20 protein-coding genes are annotated in these 25,226 nt (G+C 37.2%); 4 read left to right on the forward strand and 16 right to left on the reverse strand.

The genetic code is table 11. The features are described 5' to 3' along the window. Positions 1–74 precede the first annotated feature (74 nt). From ACR1PO_RS02500 to ACR1PO_RS02525, 6 genes are all read right to left on the reverse strand, one after another. Positions 75–1,079: a bestrophin family protein gene (locus ACR1PO_RS02500; RefSeq protein WP_433985695.1), complete on the reverse strand. Its 1,005-nt coding sequence runs from the start codon at positions 1,077–1,079 to the stop codon at positions 75–77. Positions 1,080–1,152: 73 nt separating this feature from the next. Continuing rightward, positions 1,153–1,830, reverse strand: a complete 678-nt coding sequence (locus ACR1PO_RS02505; protein WP_433985696.1) for a DUF2490 domain-containing protein — start codon at positions 1,828–1,830, stop codon at positions 1,153–1,155. A gap of 303 nt (positions 1,831–2,133) precedes the next feature. Beyond that, positions 2,134–2,823, reverse strand: a complete 690-nt coding sequence (locus tag ACR1PO_RS02510) for a response regulator (protein WP_433985697.1) — start codon at positions 2,821–2,823, stop codon at positions 2,134–2,136. 11 nt (positions 2,824–2,834) lie between these two features. Beyond that, the gene (locus ACR1PO_RS02515; protein ID WP_433985698.1) at positions 2,835–3,611 is read right to left on the reverse strand and encodes a sensor histidine kinase; all 777 of its coding nucleotides are present in this window, start codon (positions 3,609–3,611) and stop codon (positions 2,835–2,837) included. Between the two features lie 21 nt (positions 3,612–3,632). Continuing rightward, positions 3,633–4,265: a hypothetical protein gene (locus tag ACR1PO_RS02520; RefSeq protein WP_332387619.1), complete on the reverse strand. Its 633-nt coding sequence runs from the start codon at positions 4,263–4,265 to the stop codon at positions 3,633–3,635. 17 nt (positions 4,266–4,282) lie between these two features. Next, positions 4,283–4,609 (reverse strand): hypothetical protein, encoded by a 327-nt coding sequence (locus ACR1PO_RS02525; RefSeq protein ID WP_332387620.1) that lies wholly within the window; start codon positions 4,607–4,609, stop codon positions 4,283–4,285. A 311-nt stretch (positions 4,610–4,920) separates the two neighbouring features. Here ACR1PO_RS02525 and ACR1PO_RS02530 point away from each other — a divergent pair, with 311 nt between their 5' ends. Beyond that, complete coding sequence (locus tag ACR1PO_RS02530; protein WP_433985699.1) at positions 4,921–5,766, forward strand: T9SS type A sorting domain-containing protein; 846 nt, start codon at positions 4,921–4,923, stop codon at positions 5,764–5,766. 75 nt (positions 5,767–5,841) lie between these two features. Here ACR1PO_RS02530 and ACR1PO_RS02535 read toward each other — a convergent pair whose 3' ends face one another. From ACR1PO_RS02535 to ACR1PO_RS02575, 9 genes are all read right to left on the reverse strand, one after another. Beyond that, positions 5,842–6,291 carry a VOC family protein gene (locus tag ACR1PO_RS02535; RefSeq protein ID WP_433985700.1) on the reverse strand — a complete coding sequence of 150 codons (450 nt, stop codon included), beginning with the start codon at positions 6,289–6,291 and terminating at the stop codon, positions 5,842–5,844. A 56-nt stretch (positions 6,292–6,347) separates the two neighbouring features. Then, positions 6,348–6,719 carry a VOC family protein gene (locus tag ACR1PO_RS02540; protein WP_332387624.1) on the reverse strand — a complete coding sequence of 124 codons (372 nt, stop codon included), beginning with the start codon at positions 6,717–6,719 and terminating at the stop codon, positions 6,348–6,350. Between the two features lie 75 nt (positions 6,720–6,794). Next, positions 6,795–7,265: a hypothetical protein gene (locus ACR1PO_RS02545; protein ID WP_433985701.1), complete on the reverse strand. Its 471-nt coding sequence runs from the start codon at positions 7,263–7,265 to the stop codon at positions 6,795–6,797. Between the two features lie 12 nt (positions 7,266–7,277). Further along, on the reverse strand, positions 7,278–7,733 hold the full coding sequence (locus ACR1PO_RS02550) for a DUF1569 domain-containing protein (RefSeq protein WP_433985702.1): 456 nt from the start codon (positions 7,731–7,733) through the stop codon (positions 7,278–7,280). Between the two features lie 393 nt (positions 7,734–8,126). Continuing rightward, entirely contained in the window at positions 8,127–9,335 is a 1,209-nt protein-coding gene (locus tag ACR1PO_RS02555; protein ID WP_433985703.1) for an ABC transporter permease, read from the reverse strand. A 64-nt stretch (positions 9,336–9,399) separates the two neighbouring features. After that, positions 9,400–10,356: an HlyD family secretion protein gene (locus tag ACR1PO_RS02560; RefSeq protein ID WP_433985704.1), complete on the reverse strand. Its 957-nt coding sequence runs from the start codon at positions 10,354–10,356 to the stop codon at positions 9,400–9,402. 11 nt (positions 10,357–10,367) lie between these two features. Continuing rightward, the gene (locus tag ACR1PO_RS02565; RefSeq protein WP_433985705.1) at positions 10,368–11,786 is read right to left on the reverse strand and encodes a TolC family protein; all 1,419 of its coding nucleotides are present in this window, start codon (positions 11,784–11,786) and stop codon (positions 10,368–10,370) included. A gap of 2,366 nt (positions 11,787–14,152) precedes the next feature. Continuing rightward, a complete protein-coding gene (gene eco, locus ACR1PO_RS02570) occupies positions 14,153–14,641 on the reverse strand; it encodes a serine protease inhibitor ecotin (protein ID WP_433985706.1) in 489 nt (162 codons plus the stop codon). 149 nt (positions 14,642–14,790) lie between these two features. Then, on the reverse strand, positions 14,791–20,721 hold the full coding sequence (locus ACR1PO_RS02575) for an alpha-2-macroglobulin family protein (RefSeq protein ID WP_433985707.1): 5,931 nt from the start codon (positions 20,719–20,721) through the stop codon (positions 14,791–14,793). An 18-nt stretch (positions 20,722–20,739) separates the two neighbouring features. On the opposite strand from ACR1PO_RS02575, the gene ACR1PO_RS02580 reads away from it, so the two are divergent. From ACR1PO_RS02580 to ACR1PO_RS02590, 3 genes are all read left to right on the forward strand, one after another. Beyond that, on the forward strand, positions 20,740–21,495 hold the full coding sequence (locus tag ACR1PO_RS02580; RefSeq protein ID WP_433985708.1) for a UbiA prenyltransferase family protein: 756 nt from the start codon (positions 20,740–20,742) through the stop codon (positions 21,493–21,495). A 3-nt stretch (positions 21,496–21,498) separates the two neighbouring features. Beyond that, a complete protein-coding gene (gene recF, locus ACR1PO_RS02585) occupies positions 21,499–22,578 on the forward strand; it encodes a DNA replication/repair protein RecF (protein ID WP_433985709.1) in 1,080 nt (359 codons plus the stop codon). A gap of 261 nt (positions 22,579–22,839) precedes the next feature. Next, positions 22,840–23,133: a hypothetical protein gene (locus tag ACR1PO_RS02590; protein ID WP_332387637.1), complete on the forward strand. Its 294-nt coding sequence runs from the start codon at positions 22,840–22,842 to the stop codon at positions 23,131–23,133. A gap of 56 nt (positions 23,134–23,189) precedes the next feature. Here the strand turns inward: ACR1PO_RS02590 and ACR1PO_RS02595 are convergent, their stop codons facing one another. Further along, a complete protein-coding gene (locus ACR1PO_RS02595) occupies positions 23,190–25,220 on the reverse strand; it encodes a recombinase (protein WP_433985710.1) in 2,031 nt (676 codons plus the stop codon). Positions 25,221–25,226: the final 6 nt, after the last annotated feature.

The raw sequence follows: 25,226 nt of genomic DNA on the forward strand, positions 1-25,226 counted from the left end.
TTACCAAACCTGATAGGTTTAGATATATCCGAAGTCTGTCATTAATCAATATCTAAGATCATAAAAAGGCCAATCTAAAGCACGATATTATTCTTCGGAGTAATAGCAGGCGGAAGATCAGATTCATCCAGCATATCTCTCATATCGATTTCAATGGTACGGCTGATCTGGGTGATGGGAACGTCATTGGGACTTCCTTCAAAGGGATTAACCGAAGCTTCCCCCACACTGTCCAGGGTATGAAAACACCATGTCACCAATAAAGAAAACGGAATATTAAACCATAAAGTCCATCCTTCCACCATGGTTCCGTCACCCAGTTTATCAAATTCCTTCAATAAACCGAAAGGCACAAAAACAATGAATAAAAGCAAAAGATAAGTGGTGATGGAAGAGAAATTTCTGGGATATGGAAAGTTTTTAATTCTTTCAGCTTTCCCCTGATTATCGGTGAATTTTACCAGTTGCTGGTTGATCTGCGTCCATTGAAAATCATTGACTGCCCCTTTTTCATAAGCTTCTGACAAAGCCTTGCTCTGGCTGGCCATTAATTGTGTAGCCCTGTTCTTTTTGCTCAAAATATACTGAAGCTCGGGCCCAGAAAGGTATTTTTTCAGTTCCTCATCCAGTTTGGAGAGTCTTTCCGGAATATCATATTTCTTAGCATATTCATCAAACTGATCTGTGCCCATGTTTTCCCATGCTCTGGGCTCACGAAGCTGAAATCTCAATGCAGTAAGCCATGCATAATGACGAAAAAACATTTCTTTTACCTTATCCGGATCTTTGGAAAGCAGCGCATCTCTCAGCATATACCCAAAGCTACGGCTGTCATTAATAATGGCTCCATAGATCTGTCTTGCTTCCCAGAGCCTGCTGTAGCTGGCATTGTTTTTAAATCCAACGATAAAGGCAACCGCTGTTCCCATAATGGCAATCGGCTGCCATGGAACGGAAAGAAACTTCCAGCCCAGAAAGTACAGGACTGTAGGGATTGCTGACAACACAATCAGAGCGTAAATACTCCTTCTGGTCCAGATAATGAACTCCCGGGCTCCGAATCTTTTTCCTGAATGCATAAGTGTTTATTTTTTGTGTTTAATTTTTTATTTCAAATAATAGTTTTCATCAGGGCATTCAGCAGCAGCTTCATTAGTTTTTAGTAAACGGAATATTATTGTAAAAACCAATCTGAATCTGTCCCCGGTTTCGGTTCTCCTGGATCTGATTCATATACCCTGCTTCAATCCTCATATTTTTGTTGATGACATATCCTAACGCTCCATAAACTCTGTTCCTGTCGAAAACGGGATTGTTGAAATGCAGGAATATTTCGTTATATACTGAAGCATACAGCGTTTTTGGCAGCATTTCCTTTTGAGTAATCGGAATATTGACTCCCAGCATATAACGGAATCTCATCCTGAAATCATCTTCCAGAAAACGTTCTTCCAAACGGTAACGGTGCTGAAGATAGAAACGCCCAAATTTCTGTTTGGTAATATACTGCTGGAAAATCCTGTGCTCAATATTCTCCTTTTTCCCGCCGTTTACATAGGGCCGGCTAAGAATGAAGCCATATCCCAATAAAACATTGTTATTATTTTCTGTAAGATCATACCCGATTCCTGTACGGATAAGTAATTGCTCAAGGTCTCCAACAGCATCAAAATTACGGTACTGAATTTCATTATGCCAGTTCAGCTTCTCACTGATCTTATTATTTCCGAAATACATGTACCATGCCCCCAGATCACTCTTTTGGGCAAATGTCAATACGGATCCGAAACCTAATACTGTGAATGCCAGCCTCGTAAAAACCTTTCTCATATTTATCAATTACTATTATCTATCGTTTTTAACAAAATTAATATTTTAAATCAATAATAGCAAACAATATTTAATGCCAGGACAGAAAGAGGCTTTCTTTTGTATCTGATTTATATAAGAAGCAGGTGGGATTTTTGCCAGAATATCACTTACGATACAACTTTTTCAACAGCAGATTTCATCCTTTTGCATTTTTCTGACTTTTACAATGCAAGTTTTTAAAATTTTAGAAACGTAAAAACTCAATGAATCAAAAAAATATAAAAGGATGCTGGATTTTTAGTGGACTCATTCTATAAATGCTTATTCGAAGCGGTCTTTTAAGTAGTTCATATCTGCAATTTTACTTTCTATGGCATATACCACCAATCCTGCAGTATTTTTGGCTCCGGTTTTCAACAAAAGACTGTTGCGGTGCCCCTCAACGGTTCTGGAGCTTATAAAAAGCAGGTCTGCAATTTCGGCAGTGTTGTATTGTTTACAGATCAGTTCCAATACTTCTTTTTCTCTTTTGGAAATATGATTGGCATCAAAAATACTGGAAACTTTCTTTTTAGGTTCTGTAAGATTCTGATGTAATGCTTCCATTACTTCATTATTATAAAAAAAACCTTTACTATATACTTCCCGGATTGCAGTAAGTAATTCGGCGGGGCTTGAGTTTTTTTTAAGAAAGGAACAAGCTCCCGACTGTATCATATTGACGATAAATGCTTTTGTATTATAGCTGGTTAATGCAATGATTTTGATCTGAGGATATTTGATATGAATTTGTTTGGTAGCCTCTACCCCGTTTATTTCCGGCATATTAAGATCCATCAGAATAATATCCGGCAGTTCCTGAAGGGTTATAAGCGCATCAAGCAGCTCTTTCCCGTTACTGAATTCGCCCACCAGTTCTATGTCTTTTTCCCTTTGTATCAGCAATGAAATCCCCTGACGAAACAGTGCTTCATCGTCTACAATTGTTACACGAATGATATCTTTTTCCATCTCATCAATATTTAAAATGTAAATTCTACAGTGGTTCCTTTATTGTTTTCACTTTCAATTTTCAGTGTTCCATTGATCAGCTCTACACGGCTTCTGATATTTCGCAGGCCCAGTCCCCCTTTCAGGGTATTTTCATCAGGATTAAATCCTTTGCCGTCATCTTTATAAATACATGTATTTTTTCCGTTTTTTCCCAAAAATTCTATATCAATATGGGTACTTTCACCATGTTTTATAGAATTATTGATAAGCTCCTGAAGTATTCTAAAGATATGTAAATTTTTTTCATCTTCCGCTTTTGCAAAATACAAACTGCTGGAATAGGTAACCTGCAGTTTTTTGGACAGGTTAATTTCTGAACACAATGCATCTATGGCAGCATGCAGTCCAAATTTTTCTAAAATGGGAGGCAGCAGATCGTGAGAAATCTGTCTGGCACTTTCGGCAGTTTTATTGACCAGATGTATAATTTTATTTTTCAGGTCATTATACTCTTCCCTGGGAAGATTATCAAAATCCAAAAGATGGATATTTAAAGAAACCACACTCAGTTTTGAACTGATGTCATCATGCAGATCCTGAGCTATCCTCAGTCTCTCCTTTTCCTGAGCACTGATAATAGCATGGGTAAGGTCTTTCTCATACCTGAGTTCCAGTTCTTTTTTCTGAATAAGATTTCTTGTTATTTTCTTGTTTGAAAAATAATAAAATATGATCAGCGTAACGGCCAGTAAAGTAAATGCCAGAAAGGTATAAACGATAGTGGAAATAATTGTATTTTCATTCATTTTGTAAAATCATAACAGTAATTACACATTTTTTCTACGGGAAGAAAGATATTCTGCCAGAATAAAAATCTGGTACACAATAAACATAACAACATTGAAAACCCATATCTCTTTATGCAGCTTCCTGTTCATCACCGTATACAGGTTTCCGGACAAAAATATAACCGTACTGCTTATGAGATACAGCAAAAGTCCCAGGCTTATATAATTATATTTCTTCGGAGTATCCAATATATTATACAAATGAAATAATGCCAGAATTATAATAGAATAAGAAGTGACAAAAATTTCAAACAGATTAAAAACATAATATTTTTCCGGATCTATCATATACTGTATGATGAGAATAACAGGAATGGTAATTAAAAGAATACGTGTTGCTTTTTTCTGATACTTTTCCGTTAAAATCTCATGAAAGAACAATCCCAGCAGCAAAAACTGACCTATCAGATAATAATGTGAGAAAAACAGATTATTGATCTTCTGGGAATTCAGTACATAGAATACGATTTCACAAATTAATATCCAGGCCAGATAACTGATGAAAAATGTATAGGCTTTTCCGGAACCGGAAAAACCTATACCGTATACTGCCAGATTAATCAGCAGAATGCCTTTTCCAATTAATGACAATATTTCAATCCAATGATCCAAGATCTTCGGTTTTCAGGTTACAGATTCCACCATTTCTCAGCAGAACATACACTCGGGCAGGGTGTGGTCATGTCATATACATAAAATCCGTCCTCATAATTGACAATATCGTTCCCATAAGCATCCACTCCTACCATTAAAAATTTAAACTCTCCCTGATCAGTGATCGCGTTATATCCGCGATATTGTTCAAAGCCTTTATCCTTGTTGAAAATATCATTTACATCTTGTACAGGAATAATATGCGCTTTTATTGACATTCCGTCAATATCATTTCTACTCTGCCAGTTGCTGATCCATGTTTTAGCATCATCCAATGATACTGCATGCTTAGGTAATTCCATAGTTTTCTCGTTTTAAATTATATAATAGGTTTTTAAAAAAGTTCCTGTAATTGCACACTACAAGTTATGAAAAAACCAACCATACCGTGAAATAAATTTATTTTCCATAACATAATCTCTATTTTTCAAAATTATAACAATAGCAATGAACAAAACTGCGTATTTCTACGCGTTTTTAAATCCGGTATTTACTACGCTGTAACGGCTGTATCTTTCATCGTTACTTTGTGGTATCCTTTACAGGAAAATTCAAACAGAATCCAACAGGACAGGAGGTCTTTCACTTTCTTCATCCCTTAAAAATCTATACCATGAAAAAAATTATCTCTTTTGCCATTTTTGTTTTCTTAAGCACGATTGCACTGATCAATGCACAGACAACAACGGTAACTTTTGAAAATTCATCTGGCGGCAGTACCAGTTTTATCAGCAATGGATATACTTTCAATATTATTTCACAGGCCGGAACTTTCAGAATTCAGGGCAATTATCCAAACACCGGCTGGAACGGAACAGCCAATGACAATGTCTACATTGACAATACCGGAACAACGAATATCAGCTCTCCTTCATTCAGTCTTAAGAGCAGTTCTTCATTCACAGTATCAAAATTTTGGGTATTTTTAAGCAATATTGCTTTAAACCAGTCTACCTCATCAGGAACCCTTATCATCACAGGAAAATTAGGAGGGATTCCAAAGTTTACCACCACCAAAACATCCGGTTTTAATACAACATTCAATGCCACTACGGGAACGACAGGCATCAGCAATGGGTTTACTCTGATTGACCTTGCCACTCTGAATAATCAGAATAACAGCAATACTGTAATTGATGAGATCCAGCTGCAATCCACCGGAGGATATGTTTATATGTGCCTGGATGCATTTACATGGTCAAAAATTTCCACTTTGGGAACCTCAGAAAACACGATCCAAGACAAAGGGAATATTTATCCTAATCCAACTTCGGGTATCTTCCATATTGATCATGTGAATAAAAATGATAAAATTTCTTTGTATGACCAGTCCGGAAAACTCATAAAGTCTGCAGAAGCGACAAACGATGAAAATATGTTTGATATTACCGAACTGCCTCAGGGAATCTATCTCATCAAAACAGAAACGGCCAGCTATAAAATCATCAAAAAGGACTAAGAAGTTTAAGCCTTTGCCAGTCAATAAAAAAACCGACAGTTAGCTGCCGGTTTTTATTATTTTGAATTCAAATGATTAAGGATGCTGCTGCATTTTCGCAGGATCGTCATAGTTTACCATCCAGTTAATCCCGAATTTATCAGTAAACATTCCGAAATAAGCTCCCCAGAACGTATCTGCCATAGGCATTGTTACCTGTCCTCCTGCAGAAAGGCCACCGAATAATTTGTCTGCCTCTTCTTTAGACTCTGCATTTACAGAAATAGAAAAGTTATTTCCTGCCTTGAAACTGGAAGACCATTCTCCGCCGGTATCACTTCCCATCAAAATCGTTTCCTTAGAGATCGGAAGCGAAACGTGCATGATCTTGTTTTTATCTTCTTCCGGGGTTTCTTTTCCCTCCATTGGAGGCATTTCTCCAAAAGTTCCGATGTAAGGATATTCTCCTTCGAACACAGATTTGTAGAAATCAAATGCTTCTCTGCAATTGCCGTTGAATGTTAAATAAACGTTTACTGTTGCCATGATTGTTTTTTATAAGTTAAGTTTGTTTTAAGTCATCTTTGTATAATGATCCTGATCTACCTGTGCTGATCTATTAAAATCATATTGCCATCCGGATCTTTCAGGTAGATATGTTCAGGTCCTGAGGTTGTTTCGTCTGCTTCTCTGCCGATTTCCACTCCACTTTCTTTTAATCTTTTCTGAATTTCGCGTACATCATCAAAAGAATCAAGATTTTGTGCATTTTCATCCCATCCCGGATTGAAAGTAAGCATATTCCCGTCGAACATGGCCTGGAAAAGCCCTATCAGTGTGGAACCGTTTTTCATGATCAGGTAGTTCTGTTCTTCCGTTCCTGCCATTGTTGTAAAACCCAGCTTCTCATAGAAGTCTTTGGATTTCTGAAGATCCTTTACGCTTAAGCTGATTGAAAATGCGCCTAGTTTCATAGTGTTAGTGAGTTTTTAAGATAAGACCTGAGGTCTGAGGTATTTTTAAGTCCGGTATAAGATGATGAGGGGCTGTTACTGATTTTTCAGATGGGTTTTAAATTCAAGGGTTCCGTCATAACTTTTCCAGTCTCCTGTAAGCTCAATGTACTGCCCTTCAATTTTCTCTGTTTTCTTGTTCCATTTAAAATTATAGGTAAATTTCCCTTTGAAAAGGCCGGAATGCTTTCCTTTATTCTCTTCTGCCAGCTCATATTCGCCATATACTGTTCCCTGCTTCCTGGAATCTTTATATTTTGAAATGGTAATTTTACCTTCAAATTTTGTATAATTGGTATCTACAAGAGAATACCCTGAAACGAAATATTCCTGATCATTTTTTTTATTCTGTTCAGAGATATTGATCTTTAGTTTCAGTTCCTGCCCCTTGTTTCCGATAGTGCCTAGATAAGGTTTACTATTATTCAGCCATGCATTGGAAATATCCGGCATCTGGCCCATTACAAAATTGGCAGCCAGAACAAAAAGTAATAAAAGTTTTTTCATGTAATGTTGTGTTTATACTCCAAACTGTGCCAGGTGATGGTTCAGATGCTTGGCAAACATATTGTTCCATTCCTGAGCATTTAATTTTCCAAAAGAGAAAGACTCTTTCCCATCGAAAGCCTCTGCTCCCAATTGCTGTGTCTTCTGAATAAAACCTATCAGTCTTGTTTTTTCTTCATGAAAATTTTTTCTGGTGGTAATCAAAAACTGGGGTGCTGTAGGAGAATCTCTTGGATAGGCTTTTTCCCCTACCACTTTAGGTTTTACAAAAGCCTTCAATATAAATTTTGCAATAGCCCCAGGTTTTTTGTGTTTTTCCGGTTCGTATACCATTTCGTAGGTTATACAGCAGTGTGCCAGCATCTGATCCACCGTCATTTTCCCCCACAAACCATGGGTATCTTCCACCAACCTGTTGATTCTATCTATATAGTTTTGAGCATCTTTTGCATCAAATACATTTTCCATATAATTTCTATTTTACAACAGACAAATATATCAGTTTTTTTGTTTGATTTTATAGCCGGTTGAAAAAAGGAGAAATTGGCGTATAGGATTCGAGGTATAGGGTTACGGGTTGCTGGCTCTAGTTGATGGGTTGCGAGTTGTTGGTTGCAGGTTAGGGATAAAGGGTGAGGTGTTATACGGTTAAGCTATAAGGTACGTGTTCCGGGTTTCGATGTTACGGAATTTTGAGGTTTGAGAAGGAGGAGTCTGGATGATGCAGGCTATTCTTTGAATTTATTTTTTGTGTTATTGTTTTGAATAATTTAATCTTAGTATTCTTAACCACTAACCAGCAACCAGCAACCAGTAACCAAGTAACCAGCAACCACTAACCAGCAACCAGCAACTAAAAAACTACTCACTATCCCCCGGAGAACTATTCTCTACCGCAATTTCCTGTGGAGCAGCTTTTTTAAATATAAGCCAAAGCTTGATCTTTAAAGCAATCCAGCCAATAACAGCATATATTACTAAAAGAATACTTAAATGTTTCAGGTAAGGAAAAGTAAGTTCTACCGATCCCTTTTGAATCAATAAGATTTTAAAGGCCTGTAAAAAGGGAGTCAGCGGAATAATATTCGCGATAAACTGAACAAAGGCAGGCATCGCATTCAGAGGCCAGGTAAAGCCACTGATAATGAACGCCGGTGAAGCGATAACCATCAGGATCTGTGTTGCTTTCAATGCATCCGGAATCAGAATACTGATAAAGACACCCAGAAATGAAACGGATCCCACAAAAACAGCTGTAAGAAGAATAAAATTGAGTATCCCTTCCGGCATCGGAACCCTGAAGATCATATGCATAAAGTAATAAATACCTACAATAAGAACAGAGAACACCCAGATTGGTATTACCTTAATCAGCATGGTCGGGAAAGCCCATCTTTTCATTTTCAGGTATTCCTTTACAAAAGAGCCTCTTTCAAATTCTGCGGCAAAACTTACGGCCATAGCCAACAGAATTACCTGCTGTAAAACCACTGCAAGCATAGCCGGCCACATGAAAATAAGGTAGTTTCCGGTAGTATTGAATAGCGTAATGTAATTGGCTTTGAAAGGTTCATATTGTGTAGCAGCCTTTGCAGCGGGCATTCCCGCCTTTTGGAGGGCTTTGATGGAAGCTCCGGCTGAGAATGTTCCAATGGTCAGCTGAAGTGCTTTGGATGCAAAATTGGCTGTTAAAACATTCCCGGTATTGATATAAACATTAAGTTCAGGATACTTTTTCTGCAGCATATCTCCTTCAAATCTGGAAGGAATAATTACCACTGCTGCCGCCTCATGTCTGATCACTTCGTCTTTGATACTGAGAGGCTCCTGCAGGTATCTGAAAACCTTAATGCTTTTATTGTCTTCGAGCATTTCCGTCAATTGGTTTGACAAAGGGGTATTATCTCTGTCGACAACCAATACAGGTGTATTTTCAACTTTTCCGCTTTTGTAGACAAACCCCAGCAAGGTTGCATAGAACACCGGTGCCAGAAAAAACACCGTCCTTAAGGTAGAATTGCCGATAAAAAGTTTAAACTCGCGTTTTAAAAGACGGAAAAATTCTTTCATCTGTATATTTTTATAGGTTGGAAACGTAATGGAATTCGCTGAAATTCTATCCGTTCTGTTTCATTTATTTAAGGATTACATTGGCATTAACCAGAATATTTTTAGCTTTATTCATATCCTTAGGTTTTACTTTGATCTCGTAGATCGCATCCTGCAGCTGATAATCCGGATAGGCAGTAGTAATATCCGCATACTTTGTCAGCTGTTTGATATACACGATGGTTCCTGTCAGGTTTTCTTTATTGTACACCACCTGCATTGTTACGTCCTGCCCTTTTTTATATTTTGAAATGGCACTTTCCGGAATGGTAAATCTGAAATATGTACTTTCCGGAATATATCCGTTGAATAATGCAAACCCTGCCGTTGCAAGCTCACCGGTGTTTAAGCTGATGGTTTCTATTTCCATATCGTTGGTCGCAATGATATATCTCTCTGAATATGCGACATTGGCTTCCTGTAAAGCTCCTTTTGCCTGTGAAGCCTGTCCTGCCGCCATCTCCACTTTTTCGAAGCGGGTTCCTCTTTTTACGTCATCCAATTCAGCCACTACAGCATCATACTGAGCTTTCGCCCCCTGTAATTTGGCATAGATTTCGTCATGGGCTTGCGGAGACATTAAGCTGTCACGGAACATATTATTGGCTCTTTTATAAGATTTCTGGGCAAATTCATATTGCTCTTTCAATCCTTTATATTTGGCCTGAAGCTGTTTCAGCTGATCGGCTGTTGCACCGTTTTTAGCCATTTGTTCCTGCGCGGTAGCAGCACTTACTGCTCCTTGTGCCTGCGCTATTTTTGCAGAAACTTCAGGGACATCAAGCTGTGCCAGGGTATCACCTTTTTTCACAGTCTGCCCTTCGGAAACATATATTTTTAAAATCCTTCCGGTGACTTTAGGGGCAAAAGAGATCACATCTTTCTTGGTTTTCCCTTCCGGTTCTTTGATCTTTTCGTTCTTTTTGTCACAGCTCCCCAATAAAATCAGAGCGGCGAAGAGTAGAGATATATTTTTATGCATGATTTAAATGGTTAAGGAATTAAATAAAATTTAGTGATATCCAGCTCCTGAGTAGACCTCATCAGTTCTATTCCCGCTCTTCTCTGGTTAAAAACAGCATTCTGGTATTCCAGTTCGGCGGCTTCAAGATCATTTTCTGCATCAATGAGCTGTGAAGATTTGCTCATTCCGTATCTGAATTCTTTTTCTGCCTGTACGAGTGCATTTTTTGCAAGCTCTTTTTCTTTGGCTTTCAGGGTAATCTGTGCGGAAGCAATATCATAATTGGTTTGGTTATTGGCCAGATTCAGTGTCAGTTTTTTCAGAGCATCTTCTTTCTGGTTTTGTAATACCTCTTTTCCGACTTTGGCTGTTTCTTCAGCATGTTTTCCTTCCTTACCGTCAAAAATTTCCCATTTAAAGCCTACTCCTGCTGTAATCAATGGAAATACATTAATATTATTGGGCCTCCAGTCCAGTTTTTTCCCTTCATATCCAAGCAATGGAACTGCCGGGATTATATTTTCTGAGGATTTTATTCTGTTCCCATACAATCCGATATAATAAGCAGAAGCCATCAGCTGTACTTTAGGAATCATCCAAGTCCTTTCGGCTTTTATCTTATAATCTGCAGCACTGATGCCATGTTCCAAAGCACGGATTTCTGCTCTCTGCTCTATTCCTTTTTCTGCAGCCAGCAGTTCTACCGGAGATAATACCGGATCGATCATTCTAAGCCTTTCCTTATTGATTCCGGTTAAAACATAAAGCTGGGTAAGAAGTAATTCTTTTTTACCTTCATATTCTACCATTTTAGCATTTAAAGTAGCTTGTGCCAGCTCAATCTTCTTATGATCATAAGGAGTAATCAGACCGTAACCAAGAGCTTTGTCTGCAGTTTTCCTGTTGATATCCAGTCTTTTTTTACTTTCGTCCAGCACTTTTTTAGACTGATGAATCAGAGCCAGCTGATCATACGCTCTGGAAATAGTGGCAATAACTTCATCTTTTGTTTTCTCCAGAAGTATATCTTCAGACTTTTTCTTTTCTTCAACAGCTTTTTTCATGTATTTTACTTTTCCTCCCGAATACAGAAGCATTTTGGCATCTGCTTTGGCAATTCCTGAAAATCCTGATACATTGAAATTATTGTTGAAAGTCCCTTCCGGAATATTAATAAAGGGAGCGAGATTGAATTCCGGTGACGTAAGTCTTGCTGTTCCGTTGAGATAACCGGCCTGACCACTTAATTCCAGTGTTGGAAGAAAGATATCTTTCAATTTATGTTCATCCAGATCGGTAAGTTTGTTTTGGGTAATCTGCATTTTAAGGTTCGAATCCCGAACCATAGCACTATCCAGAAGTTCTTTAAAATCCGGCGCAGACTGTGCCCAGCCAAAAGCGGGGAAAGCAAAAAAACTAAACGTAAAAATCAATAAATTGTTTTTCATGGTTTATGTTTACAACAAATATAATGCAAAAAAAGGTTAAATGCTTAAAGATAATTCTACAATGTAGTGAATTTAAAGTAAGTTTAAAATATGTTTAGGTTCAAAGCCCTACAAAATAAAGTTTTGACAGAAGCGTTTAAATGTTAATTAAATACTAAAAAAACTGAAAAAAAATTTTAACTCTACTTTTTTTGTATTTTTTTTACGGCACTTTTGCAGGAAACAAAGGAAGAAAAGAACGTTCTCCGGAAAATTAATTACGCTGAATATTGGGATCCGGATTCCTGCGGAATGACAAGTGGGATGGATAGGTTTATATAATAAATTACTTCATCTATAAAATCTGTGAAAAATAATATTCAATAGGAACGGGCTTTAGCCCGTTTAATAAAAGCAAATTCCAGTTGGCTTCAGCCAAAACCTAAAACCATTGGTAACAGAAACACTATCATTTATGTTGAATATTGGAAGCTGGATTCCTGCGGAATGACAAGTGGGATGGATAGGTTTATATAATAAATTACTTCATCTATAAAATCTATGAAAAATAATATTCAATAGGAACGGGCTTTAGCCCGTTTAATAAAAGCAAATTCCAGTTGGCTTCAGCCAAAACCTAAAATCATTGGCAGCAGAAAACACTATCATTTATGTTGGCCCTGAATATTGGGAGCCGGATTCCTGCGGAATGACAAGTGGGATGGATAGGTTTATATAATAAATTACTTCATCTATAAAATCTGTGAAAAATAACACTCAATAGGAACGGGCTTTAGCCCGTTTAATAAAAACAAATTCCAGTTGGCTTCAGCCAAAACCTAAAACCATTGGCAACAGAAACACTATCATTTATGTTGGCCCTGAATATTGGAAGCTGGATTCCTGCGGAATGACAAGTGAATGGATAGGTTTATATAATAAATTACTTCATCTATAAAATCTATGAAAAACAACACTCAATAGGAACGGGCTTAGCCCGTTTAATAAAAACAAATTCCAGTTGGCTTCAGCCAAACCTAAAACCATTGGCAACAGAAAACACTATCATTTATGTTGACTCTGAATATTGGGAGCCGGATTCCTGCGGAATGACAAGTGGGATGGATAGGTTTATATAATAAATTACTTCATCTATAAAATCTGTGAAAAACAACACTCAATAGGAACGGGCTTTAGCCCGCTTAATAAAAAACAAAATTTTAGTTGGCTTCAGTCAAAACCTAAAATTATTGGCAACAGAAAACACTATCATTTATGTTGACTCTGAATATTGGGAGCCGGATTCCTGCGGAATGACAAGTGGGATGGATAGGTTTATATAATAAATTACTTCATCTATAAAATCTGTGAAAAATAATATTCAATAGGAACGGGCTTTAGCCCGTTTAATAAAAGCAAATTCCAGTTGGCTTCAGCCAAAACCTAAAACCATTGGTAACAGAAACACTATCATTTATGTTGAATATTGGAAGCTGGATTCCTGCGGAATGACAAGTGGGATGGATAGGTTTATATAATAAATTACTTCATCTATAAAATCTATGAAAAATAATATTCAATAGGAACGGGCTTTAGCCCGTTTAATAAAAGCAAATTCCAGTTGGCTTCAGCCAAAACCTAAAATCATTGGCAGCAGAAAACACTATCATTTATGTTGGCCCTGAATATTGGGAGCCGGATTCCTGCGGAATGACAAGTGGGATGGATAGGTTTATATAATAAATTACTTCATCTATAAAATCTGTGAAAAATAACACTCAATAGGAACGGGCTTTAGCCCGTTTAATAAAAGCAAATTCCAGTTGGCTTCAGCCAAAACCTAAAACCATTGGTAACAGAAACACTATCATTTATGTTGACGGAAGCCGGATTCCTGCGGAATGACAAGTGAATGGATAGGTTTATATAATAAATTACTTCATCTATAAAATCTGTGAAAAACAACACTCAATAGGAACGGGCTTTAGCCCGCTTAATAAAAACAAATTCCAGTTGGCTTCAGCCAAAACCTAAAATCATTGGTAACAGAAACACTATCATTTATGTTGACGGAAGCCGGATTCCTGCGGAATGACAAGTGGGATGGATAGGTTTATATAATAAATTACTTCATCTATAAAATCTGTGAAAAACAACACTCAATAGGAACGGGCTTTAGCCCGTTTAATAAAAAACAAAATTTCAGTTGGCTTCAGCCAAACCTAAAACCATTGGCAACAGAAAACACTATCATTTATGTTGACGGAAGCCGGATTCCTGCGGAATGACAGAAACAACGTTGAATTGACACGAATACATCCTTCAAAGAAAACGAAAAACTCCTCACAGCATGTGGGGAGTTTTCTGTATCATTATAATACGCTGGTTTATTTTTGAACTGCTTTTTTCATCGCAGCATCTGGACGTAAAATTCTGTAACGAACTTCGATATCTTTCGGTACATAGAATACCAACGGCAGTTTACTGTTGTATCTTACAATTTCAGGCTTTAAAGTCACAAACTTTTTAGTCAGTTTTTTATCCAGGCAGGCCATCAGGGTACCTCCTGTTTCGCCATTAGATTCTACTTCATAATAGTTGTATCCCCACCCCTGAAGATCCTGGGTTTTCATTTCTCCCATCAGGAAGTAATTGTTACAGTCTAACATTTTTTCAGCCCCAACAAAAAGTTCAACTTTTAAATCCTTTTCGTTTTTTGCTACGGGAAGCTGAATATATACCTGCTTATATCCTTCTTTTGCCTTTGGGAACATTTCGATCTGTAGTTTTTCAAACTTTTCTGCTTTCTTTTGTGCAAAAGCATTTACCCCAGCCATCAATACCAATCCTGTAATTAAAGTTTTAGAAAATTTCATCTTTATAATTTTTTAATTTGTATTCATCTGATTTCAAAAACCATTCCAAAATTAAACATTTGTTTGATTTTTCGATTTAATTCTATCCTACCTAAAAATCGTTAAACAAAAAACTGCAGTAAAAATTACTACAGTTTTATGCTTATCAGTTACTCTGAAATTGTTACGTTGCTTCCTTTGGTGTGTGCATTCATCTGCGGTGCATAATAATTCTGCATCGTTGTTATTCCGTTGGAAAATTTTCCGGATGCATTGGCCACCACATCGTATTCAAAAACATATTTTCCTTTCGGCATGTATTGGATATAAAAATTGGTAGAAGCATCTTTGGTTGACTGATAATATCCAAGGTTATTCTTCCACTGATAACCGGATAATACATCTGTCGGTTCAAATCCTGCTGCGCGCATATCTTTGATGTGAATAAACTCCATTGCTCTGTCTGTATTCAGAATCATTCTTAACGTCACTTTATCTCCCACTTTCAATGGGGTTTCGGAAGAGATCTTCTGAAGTTCTTCGCCGTTTACCGTTTTTACTTTTTTATAGAGTTCTTTCGTTAAAGAGATATAATTTTCAGAAGATCTGATTTTATCAAGATCTTCGTAATACTGCCAGAACAATCCTCCCTGAACAATTCCGGGACCAGGTTTTGTAACCGTTACAGCTGCTAAATTTTTATCTATCGCTTCAGTTTTCACTGTTGATTTTACATAGCCTGTTGCCTGAGTCTGAGGAACCAACTCTTTTCCTCCCCAAACGATAGTCGCTTTATCGCTTTCTGCTCCGGTCCATGATTTTCCTGAATTCAAAATAGTAAAGATCACCTCTGCTGTTCCTCTTGAACTTCCCCATGAGTTGACTTCTTTCTGGGTTACGAGCCAGATCTTCATATCTTCAATAAAGTTTTGATCATTAGACTTTAACGTATTGAAAGCTTCAAGGGCGCCAGCATGGTTAACCACTTTAGAACCGAACCATCCCCAATCATTAAGGTTTTGTTTCCAGTAAACACCTTGCGTTTTGGTATCTGTGGAAGTTTCTTTAAGATAGGTCATTAACTTATCGGATACCTCTTTCAGACCATAGTCATTCATTAATAATGCAGCCCGGTGAAGCCCGAAGAAGGTAAAATCTGTGATCTTAGCTGTTTTGGCTTTTTGTTTTACCAGCGTTTTCAGGGCAGCACCTTTTCCTTTTAAAGGATATTGTTTTTCCCAATAGTTTCTGGTATCAAGATAGTCTATTGCCCAGTTGTTCCAGACATTTCCTTTTTTCACATCAAAATACCTGTTAACTTCATTATCTACATACTGAATCAGTTTAGCAACAAGAGCTTTTTGATCAGCACTTTGATAATCTTTCACATTATCTTTAAGCCAGGAATTGATTTTCCCTAAGTTTTTAAGGATGTATAACGACGTTCCGTAAGAACTTGGATAACCAGGGTACCATGAGAATCCGCCATCCGGATTTTGCAGTTTTTTGAAGTCCTCCCAATCCTGATTGATCGAATTTTTCATCGTATTAACATTGAATAATAAAGCCACTTTCTGCATCTGCTCTCCTTCATTTTTGCTCTCCAGTACCCAAGGGGTTTCTTCCAGCAACAGCTGCTTCAGTTCCTGATTCTTCTCAAGATTTGATTGTAATACTCCTTTGTTCTGATACTCTTCAAAAACCGTTTTCATTTTCGGATTAGCTTTGAATATTTCTGAAGCTAAAACATCAGCAAACCATTTATTAAAGATCACATCCGCAGAATTATTCTGATCATTTTTCAGACTCGGAAGAGCAAACATCATCTCCCAGATCGGATTGGTTGTCAGCTCCAATGTATTGGAAACATTAGACGCTGTTGTGGAGGTATTATTTTTAAGATTGTCCAGTACAAATGTTTTGGTTTCTCCTTCTTTCACAAAAACCGGAACGGCGTCTGTCACCAGCATTCTGTTCGGCAGTACAGCAATAGCCTGCTGCTCGCCGTCAGAATATTGCCCTGCTTTGGCAACCACTTTGAAAATAACGGAGGAAACATTGTCCGGAACTTTTAATTTCCATGTTAAAGCGCTGCTTCCGTTTTCATTTAAGCTGAAGTTTTGCACTCCTGAAGTGATTCCGAATTTCGAAGAAATATTTTCATTGGTAAAGGCATCAAGGATCTGTAATTCAGCCGAACCATTTAACTTTTTATCCGTAAGGTTTGAAAGTTTCGACTGAAGGTTCAGTTCATCATTTTCTCTCAGGAATCTAGGATAGTTGGGAGTCACTGAAAATTCTTTCTGTGTTACCACTTCTTTTTCCAGGGTAGCTGCTCTTGCATCTTTTGTATGGGCAAGAAACATGAGTTTCCATTTTGTCAGTGCTTCCGGGGAGGTGAACTCGAAGTTGACATTTCCTTCGGCATCGGTTTTCAGATCCGGATAGAAAAATGCGGTTTCGTTCAGATTCTGGCGAACAGCTACTTTATCCAGCGCTTTTTCTGTCTCATCATGGTCTAAAGCACCACTTCCATCAGATTTCATTACTAAGGATTCTTTTGCTAAGGGAGCAGCCGGCATAGCAACTTTCGCACCCCTCATAGATCTGTAGCTTGTAACTTCTGAAGCAGTTACGCTCTTAGGTTTAGGACAACCATTATATTGAGAGGATCCCGGAACAGTAGGACAAGCATCATCTTTATCATTAACACCATCACCATCATAATCCCATCCAATACCAAACCTTCCATCAAACCAGTTAAACTGAGGAACAGTTACATATTTATCCTCGAAATATCTCAGCCTTTTCTGATAGTTTTGCTGCTGCAGGTAATTGTTAATGCCATAAGAAGTGATAATCACAAATGGGGTATATAATTTCGTCCAACTAAAACTGTTTGCAGCAAACTGATCCAGAGACATATCATACATATTGGCCAATACCTCTGCGTTGATCTTTTCTTTATCATTTCCGGTTACTTTTACGGTCCATTTTTCTTTAACATTAGGCTCCAGTTTATCTCTGAAGGTTACCGTTTCAATCTTTAAAGGTTTGTCAGTGTCTTTGATCTTTAGGGAAACAGATTCTGTATTCACATCATTAAATGCTACCAGCTGGAACTGAAGGTTCAATGAAGAGACACTTTTATCTTTAGGAATTTCAGCAGTATATTCCAATATTCCTTTTTTCAGCTGATGAACTTCGGAAACGGTTTTTCCGGATCCATCCTGCACAAAAACATTCACCAGCGCATCAGGAACTGCTGAGAATACATACACTTTTGCTTTTTCTCCTCTTGACAATTCTTCTTTCGGAGCAATAACCGTAAGGAATGTTCTCTGGCTTGGCTTTAAAGCTGTTTTATCCCAAACACTAAAGTTCTGAGCACTTTTGATGGTATCTTTTCCTTCAATATTGAAAAGTTCCAGCAGGTAGTCTCCTGCTTCCAGCTTCCCTAAATCAAGCTGAGCATTATCTGCAGATGGCTGCTGTTGTTTTTCAAGTAATACTTTTTCCGTTTTCCAGTTTTTGATCTCATCATTTTTATCGAAAAGATCGTGCGGGAATTTACTGATGAACTCTTCTTTTGAATATTTCGGAAGATTTTGTACCTCAGATTTAAAATTATCCCTGAAAATCCTGTCCGGAGCGGTCAGTTTTGATAGCTTAACCTGATAGGATTTCTTAAGGTTCTGTTCATTATAATTTTTAGTTTCAACCTTTACTTTTACATTTTCATCCGCAAAAGTATTGCTGATATTTTCTGCCTGAATATAATGCGAAACCGATGCTACTTTCAGTTGGGTATCCGCGGTCTGCGTTTCACCATTGATATCTGTTACAGATGCATTGACAGCATAGTTATCAATCTGTATTCCTTCCAGTTTTTCATCTTTTTTAAGTTCCAGACGAATGACAAATTCCCCCTTTTCATTGGTTTTTGTTTCTCCCAGAATTGAGTTTTCATTATCATCATTCTGCGGATACCAGCTGAAATATCTCCATCTGATATTCTGTTTTTTGATCTCGTAGTTCACCGTGGTATTGTTCAGCGGAACACCGGAGAACATCACTGCTTTTCCTTTCAGTTCTATGGTCTGGCCATATTGATACTCGTCCTTTACAGGTTCAAAGGTTACTTCAAACTTTGGTCTCTTGTATTCTTCTACCCTGAAATTTTTATACCCCTGGCTTTCTCCTTCAATTCTCAGGTAAAAATTACCGTTCAGTTTTCCTTTCGGAAGAATGAAACTTCCATGATAAGAACCAAACTCACCGGTCGTAAATTCCTGGGAAGAAATTTCCTCATTATTGGTATTCAGTAACGTTATTTTCTGTTTTAATCCGGAAAGAACAGCTTCCACTTCTTTATTCTGCCTGGTATTGATGACCTTGAAATAAACGGTCTGTCCGGGACGGTAAATCCCTCTGTCGATGAAGATCTGAGCCGTTGATCGGGTTTGTTTATTAGGGTTATAATCATCATCGTAGCCCCTTTTTCCGTACACCTGCATGATCTGGAAATCATTGGTCTTAGGCTGCTGAATCAGAAAAGTCCTGTAATAGTCTTTGCTTTCTGTGGAAGGAAACTTAAACACTCCGTTTGCATTGGTTGTTCCATCTATTTTATTTAATGTTTTATTGGAAACAAATTCATAAAACTTAAGTCCTTCATTGGCCACCGGCTTTCCATTTTCACTGTTTACCAGCTTCAGCTCATCAGAAAGAGGATTTCTGTCCGTTTTATTCTGATAAATAATCCTGTTTCCGGAAACCAGGAAATAAAAGTTCTGTCTTGAGTCTGTATCTTTCATATCAGCACCCGCAACCGTAAATTCTGCAACATACACCCCTGACGGAAGCGGCTTAACTTCCAGTGAAGTTGTATGGTTCTGATAATCCTTAGGGTCCGGAAGCTGGAATGTTTCTTTCCTTACGAGATGTTTTTTCAGCTTTCCGAAAGTATCGGAGTAAGAATTCTGAACATACTGAAGCAGTGAGGTGAAATCATCTTTTACTTCATAAATATTCAGGGTAAATTCTGATACATTCTGATATTGCGCCACCATATGAATCGGCAGGTTATTCTGGGTCTGGGATTCATATTTAATCGTCAGGTACGGATTCACAATCTGTGCTTCCTTACTTTTGATATTTTCGATAAAAGGAGATTTCGGATATTCACTTTTTGCCTGGGCAGCTATTGCAAGGGCTTCTTTAGGTTTCTTCTTGTTAACAAGTTCATCCATGATATTATCCATAATCATCACTTTATAATCTCCTTCCACATTAGTTTTTAAGAGATTCTGAAGCTGCTCAAGCCTGTCTTTGCAATGACTGAAATTACAGTTCTCTGTAATCTTTTCTTTCATAAAGTATAACTTTGGATTCCCGGTGTTCTGTGCAATCAGCTCGTCATAGATGGCATTGATCGCTGTACGGTTGGCTGTCAGTTCATTTTTTGTGAAAATATTGTTTTCAGATAAAAATTCTATTTTTTTAAGCGCATACCAATCGGACAGGGTCGGGAAATAAGCAATGTCACTTGTTCCGGAAAAGATATCCTTATATTTTTCCAGTGAAATCTTTTTCATTTCAGGTTTTTCCTGGTCAAGTTCCTGAAAACTTTTGGTAAGATAGTTTTTGTAATCAAGCTTACTCCAGGTTTCTATCTGCGAAACATCCTGAGAATTGATGTTGGTTCTTCCGTTTATTTTCCATACGTTTTGATTGTAATAGTCCATGAAGAAACCGTTCAGCAGGACTTTGTATACCAATTTACCCTCACCACCCAGTTTTCCTTCGGTATCCTTAAGTTTTTTGAAAAATTGGGAAGCAGCATCATTCTGATCATCATCCACCGTTTGATTTACAATACTGAATTCCGCTTTCAGAGAACGGATCAGCTCAAAGGCATTATTTTCTTTCATGGCTTGTTTTTGTATGTCTAAAATAATGGGAAGATTAGATTTATACGCTCCTTTTGTACTGTTTTCAGCAATTTTTTTCCATTGGATATCGTAATACTTCTGTGCAGATACCATTGAAAAGCTCTGCATTACAAGCAAAAGCAGAAAAATCTTGGAAAATCTTTTCATATATATTAATTTTGATAAATGAACATCTTAAAAGTACTGAAAAAAACTGTCATAGACAGCCAGATTTATGTCTCCCTTATGGGAACTCTTTTTGCAGTATTTTTCATGAAAGAGCAAAACACATTCCGTTTCCCTACCTTTGCACTTATTTTCATCACTTATTTCAGCGGTTACCTTTACACCAAATATCAATACACCAGACATTTCCTCAAAATACTGGTTCTGAATGCTGTAGCCGGAATTGTTTGTGCCTTTTTAATCATCCATAATCATAATGAGATAAGGCTTTTGAAATGGTTCATTATTGTTGTGCTGGGATTGCTTTATAACAGCTTTTTTCTTGATGTTTATATCCGTAAAATTCCTTTACTGAAGGTTTTTTATGTAGGCTTGGTATGGGCTCTGGTCAACTGCTGGCTTACGCTTCCGGAATTCAGCATTCCTATTTTCCTGATCAGTTTTTTCTTTATTACGGCACTTGTCCTTCCCTTTGACATCCGGGATATGAATAGTGATACAGTAAAAACCTTTCCTATGCTGATTGGGGTACAAAATACCAAATATATTGCGTATGCACTTGTCTTCATCAGCAGTATCATTTCAACTTTTTATCTGGAATCAGAATATGCGATTGCTTTTTTTATGGCGAGCATTGCAACTTATATTCTTATTTATTTCTCTGAAAATAAAAGGGATGACGCTTATTTTTCATTCGGGGTGGAAACTTGTTCTGCACTTCCTTTTTTATTTTTACTAATAATGAAGTATTTTTGACGAATGATTATCAAGAAGCTTTCCCTCTACAATTTCAAAAACCATACTGAGAAAAAATTTGAATTCTCCCCGCAGATCAATTGTTTTGTGGGTAATAACGGTGTGGGAAAGACCAATATTTTAGATGCTTTGCATTATTTATCCGTAGGAAAAAGCTTTTTAGGCAATACGGATCTCAACAATATTAAAAAGGAGGAAGATTTTTTCACCATTGATGCTGAAATTCAGAATGAGGACAGTGAAGACCTCATCAGAATTACCCAGCCTAAGGAAGCCAAAAAGGTGATTAAAAAAAACGACAAAAGCTATGACAGGCTTGCAGATCATATCGGCTATCTTCCGAGCGTGATGATTTCTCCTTATGACTCCAATCTTATTTCGGATTCCGGGGAAAGCAGACGTAAATTTCTGGATTCTATGATTTCCCAGACAGATTCGGGGTATCTTTTTGACCTCATTCAGTATCAGAAGACCATTCAGCAGCGAAATGCCTTGCTCAAGTATTTTGCCAAGAACAGAACCTGGGACAAAGATTCGCTGGAAATCTATGATGATCCGATTATCAGATTCGGAACGAAAATATTTAATAAAAGAAAAGAGTTTGTAGAGCAGCTTAATCCTATTGTTCAGAATTTCTATAAGATCATTTCCGGTGGAAAAGAAACGGTATCTGTTATTTATGAATCTCATTTGCTGGAAAATCCTTTTGAAAACCTTTTAAAAGAAAGCCTAGAGAGAGACCGTATGCTTACTTATACTTCAAAAGGAATTCATAAAGATGATCTTCTTTTTGAAATGGATCATGTATTAATCAAGAAAACAGGTTCCCAGGGGCAGCAGAAATCTTTTCTTATTTCTTTAAAACTTGCTCAGATGAGCCTTGTAAAAGAGCTCACGAAAAAGACTCCTATCCTTTTACTTGATGATATCTTTGATAAACTTGACGACATCAGAGTTTCCCAATTGATTGAACTGGTTAATCGTGAAAGTTTTGGTCAGATTTTCATCACAGATACTCACAGAGAACGTACGGAAAGTGTAGTAAAAAAGATCAATGAAGAAAGTATAATTTTTGAAGTTTAGTAAGAGTTTCGGGATGCGAGCTACGAGGTATTAAATGCAGGTAAATAAGTGTGGATGCAGATATGAAGTAAAAGACTAATATTCTTTATCATCGAATCATTTTTTGTCTTAACTTAAGATCCTAAAACACAAATAATATGAGGTATAGAAATCTGGATATTTATGCGTCATAGAAAATGGGAATAAAAATAATCTACAGTAAAAAATAAATCCCCAAGCCAAAACCCCGAATCACGCATCCCGAAAACTCGAATCCCAACTATGAAGAAGAAAAAACGTGAATATCAATCCTCCGAACTGGTAAAATCTTTTGCCAGGATTTATGGTTTTGAACATAAACTTGTAGCTTTTGACATTAAAGACTTCCTTGAGGAGTATCTTGACGAAAGTCTTTTCAAAGAAATAAAAAGCGTCAATATAGAAAATGAATGTATTGTGATTAAGATCGACTCTCCTTTATTGAAACATGATTTTAAAATGCGCAAAAGCTTTTATCTCAAAAAGTTTCAGGATAAGTTTGGGGCGGATAAATTTAAAGATCTTCAAATACTTTAAGCTTACTTACTATATTTAAATAAAAAGTGCTATCCACTGACAGCACTCTGTTTTTATTAATGTTCTTCTGATTTATTGGAAATCGTACTGCTCATCAGATCATCAGCCTTTTTATCCAGCCCGGAACGCAATGGCAGGAAGAATTTTAACGGGTGCTTGATAAAATATCTGAAGATTTCTTTATAGATCTCACTGACCTGCCCGAAATTCATCTTTCTGGATCGGAATGCCAGGAACATGGATAAACTGAAGCTTACCAGGAAGTTGAAGAATCCAATTAAAAATACCGTTAAGAAAGATATCCAAAAGGTGTAGGAATCTACTGAAAAATCTTTTCCATACAACCCTAATGCAAAGTTACCGGCAGCAAAGGTAATATGTCTGATATCAAGATCCAGCCCGAAAAACATCCCTACCGGTGCTGTCGCCCCAAGGAAAACCCCGAACCAGAAATTGGAAATGATTCCCGGCCAGTTTTTAGCATAATATTTTGACAATCCTTTTGCAAATTTCTTCCCGAAAAAGCTTCTGATAGACAGATTTTTAGCAATCCTTTCCGGAATCTGGTAAAACACGGAATTGTTTCCGATATTTCCTGAAATAATCCCGGAAATAAAAAGATAAAATCCGGCAATACTCGCGTGTAAAATCGCTTTGGATTTAAATGGATCAAGATCTTTTAACAATTTATCAGATCTTTCTACTGCAAGATTCTGGGAGAAAAATACATCCAGCCCGTAAATGATGGCAAGTGCTATGGGAAAGGCCAGCAATACATTTCCTACAAAGGCAATAAACTGGCTTCGGAATAATTTGGAAACCAGATGGGCAAATTCGGTATTGTTTCTTTGGGCATTCCCTTCTTCAGACAGTACTTTTGTCATGGTAGCAGCCGTCATCGCAGGCTGTTTTGTTGCGAGCGTAAAGCCCATCAGATAAATCATCACGAATCCCATCGCATAATTCATCGAGTACAGGAAAGCATGGGAGAAATCACTTCCCGGGATATATCCATACAGCATTTTCAGAACGCACAGTGCTCCTACAATAATTCCTCCACCGCTAGCCTTATAGAACATTGTCATATATTCTTTACGGGTAGAAGTGATATAGTGTGTTCCGGTTTCTGCGGTATGATTGGTAATAAGATGGGAGATCAGCCTCGTGCTGTCATTGATCAGATCTGAAATATTATTTTTATGAGATTTATAGTTCAGAATATTAAAAACCAGCTGTTTAGATTTTATCAGAATATCCTCATCAGTATCAATTACCAGTAATTGTACGATCTCATAAATTCTTTCGGTCTGCTGGCGGATTTTCAGAAGAGATTGGTTAATCTTACCTGAAATTCCGTATTTGGCAGAATTCTTAAAAGCAATATTAACAAACTCAAGGCACTGTTCTGTATAAATTTTGATCTGCTTATATCTGCTGTCTTTGGAGTGCAGCTGTACATAGGGATCTTTTGCCAGATCCTCAGCTAATGTCTCCAGTTCATTCTGCAGGGCCAGAAACGGATTATCGAGATTTCTGTACTGCGGAGCCATTCTCACCACCTCTACTTCCATGGCCATTCCTGTAACCCTCCAGGAAAGAATATTCATTGAGAAAATGAGTTCTTTTTTAACATTAGGACGAATAATAAAATCCGAAGCTCCTAAAATGGTTAAAAATTCATTCATCTCATTTTCAGGAAGATTATGCAGGTATTTCAGATCTTTTTTCGGTCGCAGACTGACGTTATCAATCATGTACCACACCGTTTTCTCGTTTTCAACAGGTGGTAAAACCTTATTCAGAATTCTTTTTTTAAGTTCCGGAAAAAAGGCATTTTCTGAAAGAATATTAGCTTCTGTCAGAGAAAGATTGAAAGGACGCCCTTTAAAAATATTGTGAATATAATATTTAAAGTTCTCAGCAAAGTTGGGATTGCTTCTGAAAAAATTGAGCACATCAGTAAAATCCGTCTCTTTTATGGCCTCTAAAAACTCTGCAAAAGGCTCTAAAGAGAGAGTTTCGTTCTTAAAAGAAAAATATTTTTTAAGAACTGACTCAAAATTTGTGCTGGAATTAAAGAATTTCATTAGTAC

The organism is Chryseobacterium amylolyticum, assembly GCF_051011775.1.
In the GTDB taxonomy this organism is placed as follows: Bacteria; Bacteroidota; Bacteroidia; order Flavobacteriales; family Weeksellaceae; genus Chryseobacterium.